Annotated in this window: 17 protein-coding genes and 1 tRNA gene; 5 read left to right on the top strand and 13 right to left on the bottom strand. The window is 72.5% G+C overall.

What is annotated here, in order from left to right:
- Positions 1-2: 2 nt before the first annotated feature.
- On the bottom strand, positions 3-788 hold the full coding sequence (locus ABIB37_RS00935; protein WP_354255547.1) for a crotonase/enoyl-CoA hydratase family protein: 786 nt from the start codon (positions 786-788) through the stop codon (positions 3-5).
- A gap of 257 nt (positions 789-1,045) precedes the next feature.
- Between ABIB37_RS00935 and ABIB37_RS00930 the strand changes: the two genes are divergently transcribed.
- Complete coding sequence (locus tag ABIB37_RS00930) at positions 1,046-1,597, top strand: hypothetical protein (RefSeq protein WP_354255544.1); 552 nt, start codon at positions 1,046-1,048, stop codon at positions 1,595-1,597.
- A 113-nt stretch (positions 1,598-1,710) separates the two neighbouring features.
- Here ABIB37_RS00930 and ABIB37_RS00925 read toward each other — a convergent pair whose 3' ends face one another.
- The 6 genes from ABIB37_RS00925 to ABIB37_RS00900 all read right to left on the bottom strand — a co-directional run bounded on the left by ABIB37_RS00925 (position 1,711) and on the right by ABIB37_RS00900 (position 8,762).
- A complete protein-coding gene (locus ABIB37_RS00925) occupies positions 1,711-2,517 on the bottom strand; it encodes a PspA/IM30 family protein (RefSeq protein WP_123697397.1) in 807 nt (268 codons plus the stop codon).
- Between the two features lie 117 nt (positions 2,518-2,634).
- Positions 2,635-4,746 (bottom strand): TPM domain-containing protein, encoded by a 2,112-nt coding sequence (locus ABIB37_RS00920; protein WP_354255541.1) that lies wholly within the window; start codon positions 4,744-4,746, stop codon positions 2,635-2,637.
- A 104-nt stretch (positions 4,747-4,850) separates the two neighbouring features.
- Positions 4,851-5,549, bottom strand: a complete 699-nt coding sequence (locus ABIB37_RS00915; RefSeq protein WP_354255538.1) for a hypothetical protein — start codon at positions 5,547-5,549, stop codon at positions 4,851-4,853.
- Positions 5,546-6,106 (bottom strand): sigma-70 family RNA polymerase sigma factor, encoded by a 561-nt coding sequence (locus tag ABIB37_RS00910; RefSeq protein ID WP_123697400.1) that lies wholly within the window; start codon positions 6,104-6,106, stop codon positions 5,546-5,548. The genes ABIB37_RS00915 and ABIB37_RS00910 overlap by 4 nt, the downstream gene beginning before the upstream one ends.
- A gap of 52 nt (positions 6,107-6,158) precedes the next feature.
- The gene (locus ABIB37_RS00905) at positions 6,159-6,803 is read right to left on the bottom strand and encodes an FMN-binding negative transcriptional regulator (protein ID WP_354255536.1); all 645 of its coding nucleotides are present in this window, start codon (positions 6,801-6,803) and stop codon (positions 6,159-6,161) included.
- Positions 6,804-6,896: 93 nt separating this feature from the next.
- Positions 6,897-8,762: a phosphoenolpyruvate carboxykinase (GTP) gene (locus ABIB37_RS00900; protein WP_354255534.1), complete on the bottom strand. Its 1,866-nt coding sequence runs from the start codon at positions 8,760-8,762 to the stop codon at positions 6,897-6,899.
- A gap of 236 nt (positions 8,763-8,998) precedes the next feature.
- Between ABIB37_RS00900 and ABIB37_RS00895 the strand changes: the two genes are divergently transcribed.
- The 4 genes from ABIB37_RS00895 to ABIB37_RS00880 all read left to right on the top strand — a co-directional run bounded on the left by ABIB37_RS00895 (position 8,999) and on the right by ABIB37_RS00880 (position 12,010).
- Positions 8,999-10,432 (top strand): helix-turn-helix domain-containing protein, encoded by a 1,434-nt coding sequence (locus ABIB37_RS00895; RefSeq protein ID WP_123697403.1) that lies wholly within the window; start codon positions 8,999-9,001, stop codon positions 10,430-10,432.
- 62 nt (positions 10,433-10,494) lie between these two features.
- Positions 10,495-11,127 carry an arsenate-mycothiol transferase ArsC gene (locus ABIB37_RS00890; RefSeq protein WP_354255532.1) on the top strand — a complete coding sequence of 211 codons (633 nt, stop codon included), beginning with the start codon at positions 10,495-10,497 and terminating at the stop codon, positions 11,125-11,127.
- Between the two features lie 24 nt (positions 11,128-11,151).
- Positions 11,152-11,592, top strand: a complete 441-nt coding sequence (locus ABIB37_RS00885; protein WP_354255530.1) for a helix-turn-helix transcriptional regulator — start codon at positions 11,152-11,154, stop codon at positions 11,590-11,592.
- A gap of 10 nt (positions 11,593-11,602) precedes the next feature.
- On the top strand, positions 11,603-12,010 hold the full coding sequence (locus tag ABIB37_RS00880; RefSeq protein ID WP_354255527.1) for a VOC family protein: 408 nt from the start codon (positions 11,603-11,605) through the stop codon (positions 12,008-12,010).
- Here ABIB37_RS00880 and ABIB37_RS00875 read toward each other — a convergent pair whose 3' ends face one another.
- The 6 genes from ABIB37_RS00875 to ABIB37_RS00850 form a co-directional block, all read right to left on the bottom strand.
- A complete protein-coding gene (locus ABIB37_RS00875) occupies positions 12,011-12,874 on the bottom strand; it encodes an SGNH/GDSL hydrolase family protein (protein WP_354255524.1) in 864 nt (287 codons plus the stop codon).
- Positions 12,875-13,057: 183 nt separating this feature from the next.
- On the bottom strand, positions 13,058-13,396 hold the full coding sequence (locus ABIB37_RS00870) for a heavy-metal-associated domain-containing protein (RefSeq protein WP_354255521.1): 339 nt from the start codon (positions 13,394-13,396) through the stop codon (positions 13,058-13,060).
- 38 nt (positions 13,397-13,434) lie between these two features.
- A complete protein-coding gene (locus tag ABIB37_RS00865) occupies positions 13,435-13,740 on the bottom strand; it encodes a metal-sensitive transcriptional regulator (RefSeq protein WP_123697409.1) in 306 nt (101 codons plus the stop codon).
- 42 nt (positions 13,741-13,782) lie between these two features.
- The gene (locus ABIB37_RS00860) at positions 13,783-14,376 is read right to left on the bottom strand and encodes a TetR/AcrR family transcriptional regulator (protein ID WP_354255518.1); all 594 of its coding nucleotides are present in this window, start codon (positions 14,374-14,376) and stop codon (positions 13,783-13,785) included.
- Positions 14,377-14,887: 511 nt separating this feature from the next.
- A tRNA-Arg gene (locus ABIB37_RS00855) sits at positions 14,888-14,960 on the bottom strand.
- A 75-nt stretch (positions 14,961-15,035) separates the two neighbouring features.
- On the bottom strand, positions 15,036-15,668 hold the full coding sequence (locus ABIB37_RS00850) for an acyl-CoA-like ligand-binding transcription factor (RefSeq protein WP_354255515.1): 633 nt from the start codon (positions 15,666-15,668) through the stop codon (positions 15,036-15,038).
- Positions 15,669-15,751 lie beyond the last annotated feature (83 nt).

Genomic DNA, 15,751 nt, shown 5'->3' with positions numbered 1-15,751 from the left:
CCTCAGTCGCCCTGGAAGGGGATGGGCTTCCCGGCGAGGTAGCCCTCGGCCGCCCGGCGCGCGTCGTTCGTCATGCCCAGCCGCTGCACCGTGGGCAGCAGCGAGCCGACCGCATCCGACGTGTCGACGAGCGCCTCGCGCGCCGCTGCGAGCGTCGCCTGCACGGCGAGCGGTGCCTGCGCGGCGATCCGCTCGGCGAGCTCGAGCGCCCGGTCGAGCTCCGTCCCCGCGGGCACGACCTCCTGCACGAGCCCGATGCGGTGCGCCTCCACGGCGTCGAAGCGGTCGCCGGTCAGCACCCAGCGCATCGCGTCGCCCCAGCCGAGCCGCGGGAACCGCACGGTCGCGCCGCCGAACGGCATGATGCCGCGCGCGACCTCGAGCTGCGCGAAGACCGTCGAGTCGGCGGCGACGACGATGTCGGCGGCGAGCGCGAGCTCGATGCCGAGCGTGAGGCACGTGCCCTGCACGGCGAGCACGACGGGCTTCCGCACCGGCGGCGTCTGCAGCCCCCACGGGTCGAGACCGCCGTCGGGCACGAGCCGGATGCGCCCGGTCGCGAGCTTCGGCGCGATGTCGGCGAGGTCGAGCCCGGCGGTGAAGTGATCGCCGCGGGCGCTCACGACGCCGGCGCGCAGCGTCGGGTCGCGGTCGAGCTGGCCGTAGGCGAGCGACAGCTCCTGCAGCATCCGCTCGTCGGCCGCGTTGCGCTTGTCGACCCGGTCGAGGGTCATGTGGAGGATGGTGCCGCGTCGCTCGATCGCGACGCGCGGAGTCGTCTCGGTCACGCCGTCAACCTAGCGGCGGCCGGTGAGCGGCGAGTGGACGTTCGTCCACGCCCTCCAAACGCGGCCCCGCGTGACCGCGATCCGCCGTCGACCACCTCCGCCCGCAGGGGCAGATCGGGGAGTACCGCCGCCCGGGGTCGCGGCCTACGCTCGGCGGCGGACGATGTCGCCGGCGCAGCCGACCGCTGGTGCGGGTGCGCGGGTCACGAGGTGGGCGCTGTCCGTCCGGAAGTTCCGTTCCACCGAAGGGCACCACCATGTTCAAGCACACCAAGACCCGCGCGCTGCTCACCGCGGTCCTCGTCGGCGGCCTCATCGCCGCGGGCGCCGCTCCGGCCAGCGCCCGTGTCGTCGAGCGCTTCACCATCGAGGACTCCGGCAGTGGTGTCGCCACCGACTTCTGCGGCGCCGGGCTGGAGGTGGCCTACACCTACGACTACACCGGCTCCAGCACCATCAGGACGCGCGGCGACCGTGGGCCGCTGTGGTACCACGACCGCTTCACGCTGGTGGAGACGTTCAGCTACGACGGGATGACGGTCACCGCCATCCAGCCGAACACGCTCCTGCGGGACCACAAGATCGTCGACAACGGCGACGGGACGCTCAGCGTCACGGCGCTGCTGGCTGGAGGGTCACGGCTCGTCGGCAGCGACGGCAAGCTCCTGGCGAAGGACGACGGCCAGATCCGGCTGCTGCTCGTGATCGACATCGCGACCGACGAGGTGCTGAGCGAGGAGGTCATCTTCGGCTCGACGGGGACCAACGACGACTTCTGCGTGGCGATGCTCGAGCACTGGGGCGTCTGACAGCACTGGGGCGTGTGACAACACTGCGGCGTCTGACCGTCCGCCGGGCACGACGAAGGCGGAGGTCCGCGGACCTCCGCCTTCGGCTGCACCGCTGAGGAGCGGTCGACGTCCTAGCGGTCGACGACCTCGGCCTCGACGGTGTCGCCCTGCGTGCTCTGCTGCGAGCCGCCGATCGCACCCTGCTGCGTGCCGCCGCCGACAGCCCGCTGCTGGTCGTGCTTGAGCGCGGCGAGCCGAGCCTCGATCTCGGTCTCGCGGCCGACGTCCTCGAGCGCCTCGAACTGCGCGTCGAGCGACGAGGCGGCGAGCTCCTGCTGGCCGACGACCCGTGCCTCCTCGCGACGGATCTTCTCCTCGAAGCGGCCGATCTCGCTCGTCGGATCCATGATGTCGATCGACTTCACGGCGTCGTGCACCTGCGTCTGCGCCTCGGCGACCTTCGCGCGCGCGATGAGCTCGGAGCGCTTGGACTTCAGCTGGTCGAGCTTGCCCTTCATCGTGTCGAGGCCGGTCTTCAGCTTGTCGACGACCTCGTTCTGCGACTGGATCGACGGCTCGGCGGCGCGTGCCTCCGACTCCGACTGCATCTGCTTGCCGATCGCGACCTTGGCGAGGTTGTCGAACTTCGCGGCGTCGGGGGAGCCGGTGGTGCGCAGCTCGTCGGCGCGCTGGCTGGCGGCGAGCGCCTTGCGGCCCCAGTCCTCCGCGGCGCGCACGTCCTCCTGGTAGTCCTGCTCCTGCAGGCGGAGGTTGCCGATCGTCTGGGCGATGGCCGACTCGGCCTCGGCGATCGAGTTCGTGTAGTCCCGAACCATCTGGTCGAGCATCTTCTGGGGGTCCTCGGCCTGGTCGAGGAGCGCGTTGATGTTGGCCTTCGCGAGCTGCGAGATGCGGCCGAGGATGGACTGCTTGGACATGGATGTTCCTTCCTGCTGTTGCCGCCGGAGCGGCCATGGGAATCGTGCTCTGGTCATGGGTCGGATGTCTACGTGTGAGTCGGTGGGATCGCTGGTGCGTGCACGGGTCGGGTCGTGTCAGTCGCCGAAGAAGCCGCCTCCGCCGCCGAAGTCGCCGCCGCCGCCGGAGAAGCCGCCGCCGAAGAAGCCGCCGCCTCCGCCGCCGCCGAACGAGCCGCCGCCGCCGGAGAAGAGGTCGCCGAGGCCGCCGCCTCCGCCGCCGCCACCGCCGCCGAAGGGGTCGGTGTAGCCGCCGGCGTGCCCGCCGATGCCGCCGCCCGGGCCGTTCAGCATGTCGCCGAGGATGTAGCCGAGCAGGCCGCCGGTGAGCATGTCCTGCCCGCGCCCGCCGCCCATGCCGCCGCCGCGGCCGCCTCGACCGCCGCGGTAGTAGGGGTTCTGCGCCTGGCCGCCCCAGCCGCCCACGTCGCCCGACGCATCCTGCATCGCCTGCTCGGCGTGCTGCGACGCCGCCTGCGCGTACTGCGAGGCGGTGGCCGGGTCGGCCTCGCGCAGCCGCAGCGCCTGCGCGAGCTCCTGCTGCGCGGTGGCGAGCAGCTGCCGCGCGTGGGGGCCCACGCCCATGCGGCGGGTGTGGATGTAGTCCTCGGCGCGGTCGATGTTCGCGCGCGCCGAGTCGATCCAGCGGTCGAGGCCCACCTGCTGGCGCTGCAGCTGGCCGCCGCCCTGCCGCAGCTGCGCGGTCGCCTCGTCGAGGCGCTGGTTGGCGCGCTGCAGGTTGCTCAGCACCGTGAGGGTGTCGGTGGGGCGCTGCTGCGCGACCCGCACCTGCTCCTCGACGTGCTGGATGAGCGGCGCGAGGTCGACCGTGCTGGTGCTGCGCAGCGTCTTGGCGGCGGCGATGTCGCCGATCGAGTCCTGCACGAGCTCGTCGAGCTGCCTGCGGGAGGTGTCGAGGTCGCGCTCGGCGCGCTCGACCGCGGCGAGCAGGCCGGAGGCCTGGGCGAGCGCCGCCTCGGCCGCGTGCACGGCGAGCGCCGCGTTCGAGCCGTTGCCCTGCTGGCTCGCGTCCCGGCCGGCGGCGAGCGACTGGTCGATGTTCGGCAGCTGCCGCTCGGCGCCCGCGATGTTCTCGCGCACCGGGTCGATGGATGCGCCGGCGTGCACGTCGTCGAGGCGGTCGAGGATCTGCCGCGCGTTCGCGATGCGCCCGTCGAGCTGCTGGCGCGACTGCACGAGCGACTCGAGCACCTGCGGCGCGGTGCGCTCGAGGTCGCGCAGCTGCTCGAACGAGGTCGCATGGCTCGCGAGCTCGGTGCCCGCGCCGTTCGCGATCTGGAGGATGCGGCTCGACCACTCGTGCCGCTCCTGGTCGGAGTCGGGGAAGGCGTCGTCGAGCTGCTGCTGCAGCGCGAACGCCTCGGTGAGGCCGGCCTTCGCCTTGTCGAGCGCCTCCCGGTAGGGCCGCACGGCCTCCTCGCCGAACTGCGCGTTGGCGAACGCGAGCTCCTGCTCGCTCGCCTGCACGGTGTCGTCGAGCTGCACGAGCGCGATGTCGGCGCGCTGCTTGAGCTCCTCGAGGCTCAGCTGCTGCTGCTTGCGCTCGGCGACCTCGCCCTGCTTCTTGCGCCGCGAGCGCATGCCGCGGGTGACGAGGAACGCGCCCCCGCCGACCACCGCCGCGCCGCCGACGAGCAGCACGACCGGCCACGGGTCGATGTTGACCTCCGTGCCGCCCTCGGTGCCGCCCGTCGCGATCGCCTCGCCGACCGCGGTGGAGAAGCCCGTCACGCCACCGGGGACGTCGCCGTTGTTCAGCGCCGGGAGCAGCGACTCCTGCGCGATCTGATTGACCTCTGCCTCCGAGAGCGGGAAGCCCTGCGGGTAGCCGTAGCCCCACTGGCCGTCGTCCATCGCGATCGTGACGAGCAGGTCGTCCTGGCCCAGCCCGGAGGCCTCCGCCGATTGCACGGACCACTCGCCGCGCTCGATGCCGTCGTAGGAGTCGACCACGACGACGAACACGTCGCCGTCGGATGCGGCGTTCGCCTCCTCGAGCTGCGCCGTCACCTCGGCGTCGTCGGCCTGGTAGTCGCCGGTCGTGTCGACGAAGGGGTCGGTACCGACGTCGACGGGGTCCTCGGCGACGAGCGCGCCGGCCGAGAGCGCCAGCAGGCCTGCGGCCCCCATCGCGACGACCGCGAACGGACGGACGATCCTGGCCTGCATCTGCGCTCCCCGCTGCCGGCACGTCTCGGGGGTGCCGACCTGGCGCGAGTCTAGCCAGCGGACGTGAGCGGGAGCCTGGGGGATGACCCCCGTCTGCGCCGCTCTCAGCGAACGCCCCAGGGGTCGCCGACGACGGTCGCGGTCGAGGTCTCGCCGTCGTGCACGAGTGTCACGAGGGCGAGCGGCGCGATGCCGACCGCCTCACCGGCGACGCCGCAGTCCGAGCGTGGTCCCAGTTCGACCGGGGTCGATCCGGTGGCGCGAGCGACGAGGTCAAGGTGGAGCACCCGGCCCGCGTCCAGCGCCGCAGCCAGTGGGACGCCCTGCGCATCGACCGCGGCGCTGCCGGCCGCCTCGAGCGTGATGGTCACACCGGCATCCAGGAGGCTCGAGACAGCGAGCTCCGACGAACCGTCGGCCGGGTCGTCGAGGAACCGCAGCTCGATGCCGAGGCCGGTCGCGGCGATGGCCGCGCACGCGTCGGCGAGCGCAGCTCCATCGGCAGGACCTGCCTCAGTGGCCCCGGTCTGCGACCCGGCGTCGCCGCCGCCGACCCCCTCCTCCTGGGCCGGCGCGCCGGCGTCCTCGGCGAGCCCCGGTGCGCTCGTCGGCTGGAACGACTGGAGCCCCGGTGCGACGAAGGGCGCGACGATGAGGATCCCCGCGCCCGCCGTGGCAGCGGTGATGGCTGCGACCTTCGGCCGCCGTTTGCGCCGCGCGCCCGCGAGCACCGCGTCCACGTCGATGCCCGACCGGGGACCCGGGATGTCGTGCAGCCGCCGCCGCAGCTCGTCGTCGCTCATGTGCGCTCGCCCGTCGTCCGGTCCTGCTCCGCCGCGGCGCCGCCCGCCTCGCGGTCCGCCCGTCCCTGCTCCCGCTCAAGCATGCCGCGCAGCTTGCCGAGCGCATCCGACAGGTACCGCTTCACGGCTCCGGCGGAGATGCCGAGCTCCGTCGCGATCTGCTCGACGGTGCGGTCCTCGTCGTAGCGCAGCACGATGCAGGCGCGCTCGCGCGGGGAGAGCCGCTGCAACCGGTGCGCCATGTCGAGCCGCTCGCCCGTGAGCGTCGCGCCCGAGTCGACGCCCTCGCGCTCGACGACGAGCGGGGCGATGCGGCGCCAGCGCTGGCCGCGGCGGGCGCGATCGAGGAACTTGTTCGCGATCGCCTTGCGCACGTAGGCCTCCGCCTGCTCGACCTCGAAGCCGTTGCGGAGGCGGCCGAACGTGGCCGCCAGGGCGTCCTGCACCATGTCGCGCGCCTCCTCCTCGTCGCCGCTCAGGAGCATCGCGTACCGCACGAGCGCCTCGCCCCGGTGGGCGACGAGCTCGGCGCAGACCTGCTCCCACCGGGCTGGCACGCGAGTCTCCTCCTACCCTCTAGGACGAACGAGCGGCGTCGATGGTTGGGGCTCAGCCGGCGGCGCGCATGCGCGCGGCGAGTCGCGGGTGGGATGCGTCGAGCTGCGCGACCACGCTGGCGCGCGTCTCGGGCGACTTGTTCTGGCTCATCTTCGCCTTCGCGTCGAAGGCGCGGACGCGGAGGCGCAGGCCAACGGTGCCCATCGCCATGCCGCGGTTGCCCTCGTCGTCGATGTCGAGCCGGACGCCGCCATCCGACGCGTACTGACCCTCGAAGTGCTCGACGAGGCGGTGCAGCACCCGCAGGTTCTCGTCCGGGTCGAGCACCTCGACGTCGCACGTGAGCGTGGCCATCTCGAAGTTCCACGTGGGCACCTGCCCGCGGTCGTCGCCGACGTACCAGCTGGGGGAGATGTAGCCGTGCTCGCCCTGCACCACGACGAGCATCTGGGGCGGCCCCTGCTCCTGGGAGCGCTCCGCGAGCAGCCCGTGGCCGCGCGCATCCGCACGGCCGAGGTGCGTGACGAGCACGAGCCGGTCGTCCTGCGCGTCGGGGTGCTCGTCGTCGACGAGCACGGGCGACGGCGAGGCGACCATGCCGGCCGCCGGATGCGAGACGAGCAGCATCCAGGGCGCCCGCCGCGCGAGCGTGCGCACCTCGTCGATCCCGATGCGGTACTGCGGATTCGGCTGCATGCCCCCATCCTCCGCCGAACTTCCCTGAACCGCGGCATTTCGATCGCGAAACCCGCGGTTGAGGGAAGTTCGGCGAGGTCGCGCCGCGACGGGTCAGGCGGCGACTGCCTGCTGCATGTGCTCGAGGCGCCACCGCACGTGGTTGAGCTGGCGCACGAGGCCCGTGGGCAGCGCGCGGCCGAACTGTCCGAAGAACGCCTCGACGTCGACGAGCTCGGTGAGCCACGCCTTCGCGTCGATCTCGAACAGCTCCTCCATCACGGCCGGGTCGATGTCGAGGCCGTCGAGGTTGAGCGCGTCCTCGGCCGGCATGACGCCGATCGCGGTGTCGACGCCGCTCGCGGTGCCGGCGACGCGGCCCGCGATCCACTCGAGCACGCGGGCGTTCTCGCCGAATCCGGGCCACAGGAATCCGCCCTCGTCGTCGCGGCGGAACCAGTTGACCGAGAAGATCTTCGGCGCGCCGCGGCCGAGCCGATGGCCCATGTCGATCCAGTGCGTGAAGTAGTCGCCCATGTTGTAGCCGCAGAAGGGCAGCATCGCGAACGGGTCGCGGCGGATCTCGCCGACCGGGCCCTCCGCGGCGGCGGTCTGCTGGCTCGAGACGGTCGCGCCGACGTAGACGCCGTGCTCCCAGTCGCGCGCCTGCATCACGAGCGGCACCTGCGAGGGACGACGGCCGCCGAAGATGATGGCGTCGAGCGGCACACCCGTCGGGGCGTCCCAGTCGGGCGCGATCGACGGCGCCTGCTCGGCGCGCACCGTGAAGCGGGCGTTGGGGTGCGCGGCCGGGCCGTTGGCCGGGTCGTAGGGGCGACCCTGCCAGTCGATGAGGCCCTCGGGCGCCTCCGGCGTCTGGCCCTCCCACCAGACGTCGCCGTCGGCGGTGAGCGCCACGTTCGTGAAGATCGTGTCGTGGTCCATCATCGCCATCGCGGTCGCGTTGGTCTTCTCGCTCGTGCCGGGGGCGACGCCGAAGAAGCCGTTCTCGGGGTTGATCGCCCACAGCCGGCCGTCGGGGCCGGGCCGCATCCAGACGATGTCGTCGCCGAGCGTCTCGACGGTCCAGCCCGGGATCGTCGGCTGCAGCATCGCGAGGTTCGTCTTGCCGCACGCCGACGGGAAGGCGCCCGCGAGGTGCAGCTGGCGGCCGTCCTCGTGCTTCATGCGCAGCAGCAGCATGTGCTCGGCGAGCCAGCCCTCGTCGCGCGCCTGCACCGACGCGATGCGGAGCGCGAAGCACTTCTTCGCCAGCAGCGCGTTGCCGCCGTAGGCCGAGCCGAACGACCAGATCTCGCGCGTCTCCGGGAAGTGCGAGATGTAGCGCGTCGGGTTGCAGGGCCAGGCGACGTCCTGCTCGCCCTCGGCGAGCGGCGCGCCGACCGAGTGCACCGCCGGCACCCAGTCGTCGGTGCCGTGCATCGCCTCGAGGGCGGCGGTGCCGACGCGTGTCATGAAGTGCATGGATGCGACGACGTACGGCGAGTCGGTGAGCTCGATGCCCAGCTTCGAGATCGGGCCGCCGACCGGTCCCATCGAGAAGGGGATGACGTACATCGTGCGGCCGGCCATGGCGCCGTCGAAGAGGCCGCCGAGCACCTGCCGCATCGCCTGCGGGTCGCGCCAGTTGTTCGTGGGGCCGGCGTCGTCCGCGTCCTCGGCGCAGATGAACGTGCGGTCCTCCATGCGGGCGACGTCGCCGGGGTGGGAGCGGGCGAGGTAGCTGCCCGGTCGCGCGGGGACGGGCACGATCGTGCCGGCCTCGAGCATCACGTCGGTGACGCGCTGCAGCTCCTCGGCGGAGCCGTCGCACCAGACGATGTCACGGGGCTCGAGCAGGTTCGCGACGCTCGCGACCCAGGCGACGACGCCGGGGTCGGCGCCCTCGGGCGCGTGCACGGCCTTCGCCCGCACGGGCTTGGCAGCGGAGCGGGACGGAGCAGCGGGGAGGATCGTCATGCTCCGAGTCTGCGCGCCGTTCACGCTCTGAAGCCGTGTCGCCGAGGGAAGATTCGCTGTTTCCTTCGCAGCGGTGAAGCGACGCCGGGGCCGATGGTGGCCCAGTCGCCCGGAATCGAGCCATCGGCGGTCGCCGTCGGAGCGATCAGGGTACGCCACCGCGCTAGACCTTCATGGCGTGACCGGAGGGGAGACGCATGGCGGAAGGATCCGCAGAAGTTTCGTACACTGATGCCATGGTCGACGCAGCAATCCTCGGGCACCGCATCCGGCACTTCCGCACGACCGCCGGGCTGACGCTCGATGCGCTGGGGGAGCGGATCGGCCTGGCCGGCAGTCAGCTCTCGCTCATCGAGAACGGCCACCGCGAGCCGAAGCTCAGCCACCTGCAGGCCATCGCCGAGGTGCTCGGCGTCGGCACCGCCCAGCTGCTCGACCCCGAGCCCCCGAGCGAGCGCTCCCGCATGGAGCTCGACCTGCAGCGACTGCAGGAGGGCGCGAGCTACCGTCGCCTCGGGCTGCCGACCGTGCGCCCGACGCGCTCGATGGGCGACGACCTGCTCGCGGCCCTCGTGGGCATGCACCGCGAGCTCGACCGCCGCGCGCGGGAGGCCATCGCGACCCCCGAGCAGGCGCGCCGCGACGCCACCGCGCTGCGGCACCGGATGCGGGAGCAGTCGAACGCGCTGCCAGAGATCGAGGACCTCGCCGAGGAGCAGCTGCGCGCCGTCGGCTATGAGGGCGGCAGCCTCACGCACCGCACCGTCAGCGAGATGGCGGCGCGGCTGGGCTTCGAGCTCGTCTACGTCACCGACCTGCCGCACTCGACGCGCTCGGTCACCGACCTCGAGAACGGCCGCATCTACCTGCCGCCGGCGTCGATCCCCGGCGGTCACGGCCTCCGCTCGATGTCGCTGCAGGCGCTCGCGCACCGGCTGCTCGGCCACCACGAGCCGCAGGACTACAGCGAGTTCCTCCAGCAGCGGCTCGAGATCAACTACTTCGCCGCCGCGACGCTCATGCCGCGCTCGCGGGCCGTCGAGTACCTGCGGAAGGCGAAGAAGGAGCGCAACCTCGCCGTCGAGGACTTCCGGGACGCGTTCGGCGTGACGCACGAGACCGCGGCCATGCGCTTCACGAACCTCGCGACCACGCACCTCGACCTGCGCGTGCACTTCCTGCGGGTGCAGGAGGACGGCGCGCTGTCGCGCGTGTACGAGAACGACGGCATCCCCATCCCGGTCGACGCGTCCGGTCACGCGGAGGGCCAGCTCGTCTGCCGCAAGTTCGCCGCCCGCAGCGCGTTCGAGCGCACCTCGCGGACGACGGAGTTCTACCAGTACACCGACACCCCGAACGGGACGTACTGGTGCTCGACGCAGACCGGCTCCGGTGCCGACGGCGAGTTCTCGATCTCCTTCGGCGTGCGCTTCGACGACGCGAAGTACTTCCGCGGCGCCCAGACCGCGTTCCGCGAGGTCTCGACGTGCCCTGACGAGCGCTGCTGCGCGCGCCCGGACGACGCGCTCGTCGAGCGCTGGCGCCGCAAGTCGTGGGCCTCTGCCCGCATGCACCAGCACACGCTCGCGCCGCTGCCGTCGGGCACCTACCCCGGCGTCGACGACGCAGAGCTCTACGGGTTCCTCGAGCGCCACGCGCCCGCGCTCTGACGCTTGGCTGGCGGTCCGCCCGCCCGTAGCCTGGATGCGCGGGGTCGACCGAAGGAGCCGACATGATCGAGTCCGACCAGGGCGGCAGCTCGCCGGATGCGGTGCTGCGCAGCGGCGCGAAGCGCCTCGCCGCGCGCCATCCCGACCTCGATCCGCAGCTCGTCGAGCGCGTGGTCTTCGAGTCGCACGCGACGCTCGCTCGCGGCGCGCGCGTCCGCGCGCACCTGCCGCCGCTCGCGCTGCAGTTCGCGGCGGATCGGCTGCAGGCGCTCGATCGTCGGGGCACCCGGGCCGAGGGCGCGCCGCTGCGCGTGCTCGTCGAGTCGATCCGCAACGACGGCATCTCGCAGATGGCCGCCGCCTACCTCAACGTGCTTGGGGAGGGCAGGATCGCGGCGCTCTCGGGAGCGCTCAACCCGGCCGACCAGGTGCTGCGCACGGTCGGCGATGTGATGGCGGAGGACGGCGTGCCGCTCACCGACAGCTTCCCGAAGCCCGTCACCGACGACCTCGCGCGGGCCGCCGACGTGATCATCACCATGCTCATCGAGCACCCCTTCGACCTCGTCGACGGCCAGCGCATCGAGGTGTGGGACTTCGACGACCCGGCCGGGCTCAGCACCGACGAGGTGCGGCGCATCCGCGACCGCGTGCGCCGGCAGGTGACGGCGTTCGTCGAGGCACTGCCCGACTGAGCCCGCATCGGCGATGATGGGCCGATGGTCGACCTCGACGAGCTGCGCCGCCTCCGTCGCGCGCGCGACCGGATGGACCGCGAGTTCGCGCAGCCGCTCGACGTCGCCGCGCTCGCGCGCACCGCGCTGATGTCGACCGCGCACTTCAGCCGCCGCTTCCGCGACACCTACGGCGAGACGCCCTACGCCTACCTGATGACCCGGCGCATCGAGCGCGCCGCGGCGCTGCTGCGCGGCGGCGAGGTGAGCGTCACGGATGCGTGCATGCAGGTCGGGTGCACGAGCCTCGGCTCGTTCTCGGCGAGCTTCACGAAGCTGATGGGGGAGACCCCCAGCGCCTACCGGGCCCGCGACCACGAGGCGCTCGACGGCATGCCGGGCTGCCTGGCGATGGTGCTGACGCGACCGCGGAAGGGCGATCCGTCGGGCAGTTTCCGAGAAGCGCGACGGGCGGTGCCCGCCTAGTGTCGTGCGCATGAGCATCTCCATCAGCGCAGTGCATGTCATCGTCGACGACCCGGATGCCGCGGTCGCCTTCTACCGCGACGTCCTCGGGATGTCGGTGACGAGCGAGGTCGAGAACGAGGGGTTCCGCTGGGTGACCCTGTCGCCGCCGTCGCAGCCCGGCATCCAGCTCGTGCTGTCGCATCCGCGCGCAGGCCGGTCGGAGCAGGACGGCGAGGCGATCGCCGCGCTGCTCGCGAAGGGCGAGCTCGGGAGCGTCAACCTCCGGGCGGGCGACCTCGACGCGGTGTTCGAGCGCGCGACGAGCGCCGAGGGCGTCGAGATCGTGCAGGAGCCCACCGACCAGTTCTGGGGCGTGCGCGACATCGCGCTGCGCGACCCGGCGGGCAACCTCGTGCGGATCGAGCAGGCCGCGTAGCTAGGGGATGTCGGGCGCCGCTGCCGCGAGCGCGTCGGCGTACGCCCGCATGCCGCGGCTGTCGATGTGGAAGCCGCGGTCGACCGTGGCGGTGCCCGAGATGACGCGGCTGATCCATGGGCTGGACGAGTCGCAGAGACCGTGGCCGTCGAAGGTCGCGGTGACGTCGACGTACGAGACGCCCTCGTCGCCGGTCGCACTCATGTACCCGACGAGCCCGCCGAGGATCGCGGCGTTCACGAGCCCGATGCCGGCGTTGACGAACTGCGTGTCCGCGGCGCTGAAGACGACGTGCGTGCCCCGGTAGGTGCCGGCCCTGCAGACGCCGCTGGCGAGATCGCCGAACAGCAGCGGATAGCCGGTGACGAGGATCTGCGCGTTCGGCGCCTGGCTGCGCACGGCTGCCAGCATCTGCGCGATGTCGGTGGGCAGCGCGGCGATGGCGGCGAACGCGTCGGCCTTCGCCTGGCCGCAGGCCAGCGGATCGCCCCCGGCGCGGCACTCGAGCAGCACCCGCTGCCACGCCAGGTTGTTGACGCCCGCCGTGATCGTGACGAGCCTCGTGCCGAAGCCGAGGTCGCCGAGCTGGGTCGTGATCACGTCCCGGGTGGTCGCGCCCGCGCACGCGTTCGAGGCGACCCCGGTGCCCAGCATCGATCCGAGCTGTGCCGGGTACGCCCTCCGCGAGCGCAGGCAGTCGCTGTCGACGTAGGGCAGGTTGCCCGTGCCGGCGGCCTCGGAATCGCCGAGGGCCACGTAGACGGCGCCGTCCGGCGGATCCGCCGCGGAGGCGGGGGTGGCGACGGCGAGGGCGGAGGCGCCCACGACCATGGCGGCGAGGATGGCGATCGAGCGACGCTGCATGATGACCCCTGACGACGGGATCCGAGCGCCGTGACCGCGGGGATCGGCACTGACACTAGACCCGCCCGGCGCCGTCCGCCAGGGGGCGTCCGCGCGGCCGGACGCCGGCGCGGGCGTCGCCACGAGCAGAGCGCCGGCCCCCGAGGGGACCGGCGCTCGCGATGCTTCGGGTCAGCGCTGGGCTCAGGCCTCGACGAGCGTGTAGCCCGCCTCGCTGACGGCGGCGCGCACGTCATCGAGGCGCAGGGGTGCGTCGGCCGAGACAGTGACCGTGGAGCGGCCGCCGGCCACGAGCTGGACGTCGACGCCCTCGACGCCCGCGAGCCCGGAGAGCTCCTCGGTGACCGACGAGACGCAGTGGCCGCACGTCATGCCGTCGACCTCGAAGGTCTGCGCGGTGGCAGACGGGGTCGCAGCCGACGAGACGCCACACGCGCCGCCGCCGCAGCAGCCGCCGGCCTGGGCCTGCGCGTCGGCCTCGGCCTCGGCGGGGGTGGACAGGATCTCGATGTTCTGGAGCATGGTGGTGCCTTCCTCGTGCGAATGGCTTGCGGGATCGATCAGGAGCGGACGAGGCGCGCGATCGCGGCGCTCGCCTCTGCGAGCTTCGCCTGCGCGACGGGGCCGCCGGACTCGGCCGCCTCGGCGACGCAGTGCGCGAGGTGGTCCTCGAGCAGCTGCAGCGCGACGGTCTCGAGCGCCTTCGTGGCGGCGGAGACCTGCGTCAGGATGTCGATGCAGTACGCATCCTCGTCGACCATCCGCGCGACGCCGCGCACCTGGCCCTCAGCGCGGCGCAGGCGCTTGAGGAGGGCGTCCTTGTCGGCGGTGTAGCCGTGCGTGGGGGCGGCGGTGGCGATGCTCATGATGCCTCCATGATACCCCTGAGGGGTATGGGTGGCAATGCCTCAGGCGGCGACGGCGTCGACGTGCTCCGGCGTGGCCCAGCTGCGCCAGATGGCGGCCAGCTGCGCGTCGAAGAGCGCGTCCGCCTGCTCGGCGGGATACAGGCCGAGCAGCTCGAGCGTGATGAAGCCGTGGACGCCGGCGAAGATCGTTCGGGTCGACGTCTCGGGGTCGCCGTGCAGCACGCCCTGCTCGACCGCGGACCGGACAGCGCGCAGCAGCGGCTCGGTGGTGCTGTCGCGGGCCTCGTCGACTGCAGGGGTCGACTCGCCGCGACCGAAGACCACCTGGAACATCGACGCGTTGTCGGTCGCCCACTGGCGCCATGCGTGCGCGAGGCCAAGGATGCGCTGCACCGGGTCGTCGACGTCTGCCTCGTTCTGCGCGTCGACGAGCGAGCTCGCGGCGCGGAGCGTGATCGCCTCCAGCAGCTCGCCGCGCGAGCCGAAGAGCGAGTAGACCGCCGACGTCGACGTGCCGATCGACGCGACGAGCGGGCGCAGCGAGAAGTCGGGCCCCTCGGTGGCCATCAGCTCCGTCGCGGCCTCGAGGAGGCGCTGGCGGAGGTGCTCGTCATGCAGGCGTGGTCTTCCCATGGTGCTGAGCGTACGCGGTCACGGACGCTGTTTCGGGCGCAGGCGCGATCGATCCGCGTGTCGTGTACCCCAACGCCTTCTCGCATGTGCGTTGCGCACAACCGGGCGGCCATCGCCCGGGCAACGCTGTTATCATACGCGCGTCGGCAGACCGCGGGCGCTTCCCGTGCGGCATCGACGCCGTCGCCCCGTATGCGGTCGCCGCTGCCGAGCCCGATCCGGTCGACGAGGCGGGCCTGCGACATCGACCGCGGGGTCCGACCTGCTCTCCGCGACGCGGCCGCCCAGGAGTCGGAGCTCGCGTTCCTGCGCATCGAGGGCGCGCCGGCGACGACGCAGAACGTAGGCGCCGACTCGTCGTCGTGCAGCGCGGCCGAGACGGCCACGATGGGGCACCGACGTCAGAGGCGCGAAGGCGGCTCAGTCACGGATGTTCGTGACTCGGGCCCGGGACGGGCCCGACGGGGCACCGACGTCAGAGGCGCGAAAGCGCCTCTGACAAGCGTGTCGGTGCCCCCAGCAGGATTCGAACCTGCGGCCTTCTGCTCCGGAGGCAGACGCTCTATCCCCTGAGCTATGGGGGCCGGGCTGCCGAGGCAGCAGCGCCCAATCTAGCACCGGCGCCGACGGGGCAACGACCGCCTCGACGCGGCCCTGGACTATGCGTCGGGCGTGAGCCCTGCCTCGAGGTCGTGGAAGCCGTGCTCGACGAGCTCCGAGATGGCACGACGGTCGCCGTCGGTGTTGACCCACACGCGGATCGCCGTCTTCACGACCGCGGTCGCGGCGCCGGCGATCAGCCGGGGGAACGGTGCGGTCTCGGGGTCGACGCCGCTGCGCTCGGCGATGACCTCGCGTATCGCGTCCTCGAGCTCGTCGTACTGCGCCATCCGGTACGGCAGGAGGGCGTGGAACCGCTCGACGAGCAGCTCCTTCTCGCGGATCGCGTGCAGCTGCTCGGGCGTCCATGCCCGCACGTTCGCCGCGAGCACCTCGCGCAGGGAGACGAGCGGCGGCTCGTCGGCCGGCCGGTCGGCCAGCCCCTCGAGCAGCACGATCGGGGGCGTGTCGCCCGAGGCGACGACGGCCGCCTCCTTGGACGAGAAGTAGTTCGAGACGGTGCGGGGCGAGACGAAGGCGCGGTCGGCGATCTGGTCGACCGTCACGTCGTCGAGGCCGCGGTCGAGCGCGAGCTCGAAGGCCGCGTCGGCGATCGTCTTGTACGTGAGCGCCTTCTTGCGCTCCCGCAGGCCGGTCGGCGCGTGGAACCCAGCGCCGTCGTGGTCAGTCATGGTCGTGCACCGACGCCCGGTCGGTAGGGGATGCATGCATGGTGAGCGCCCTGTCGGATGGTGGGACGAGTCCCGAATCGTAT

This window comes from Agrococcus sp. UYP10, from assembly GCF_040547205.1.
Classification (GTDB): Bacteria; Actinomycetota; Actinomycetes; order Actinomycetales; family Microbacteriaceae; genus Agrococcus; species Agrococcus jenensis.
Note: the sequence above shows the minus strand (reverse complement) of the source record. Positions and strands in the feature narration are given on the sequence as shown.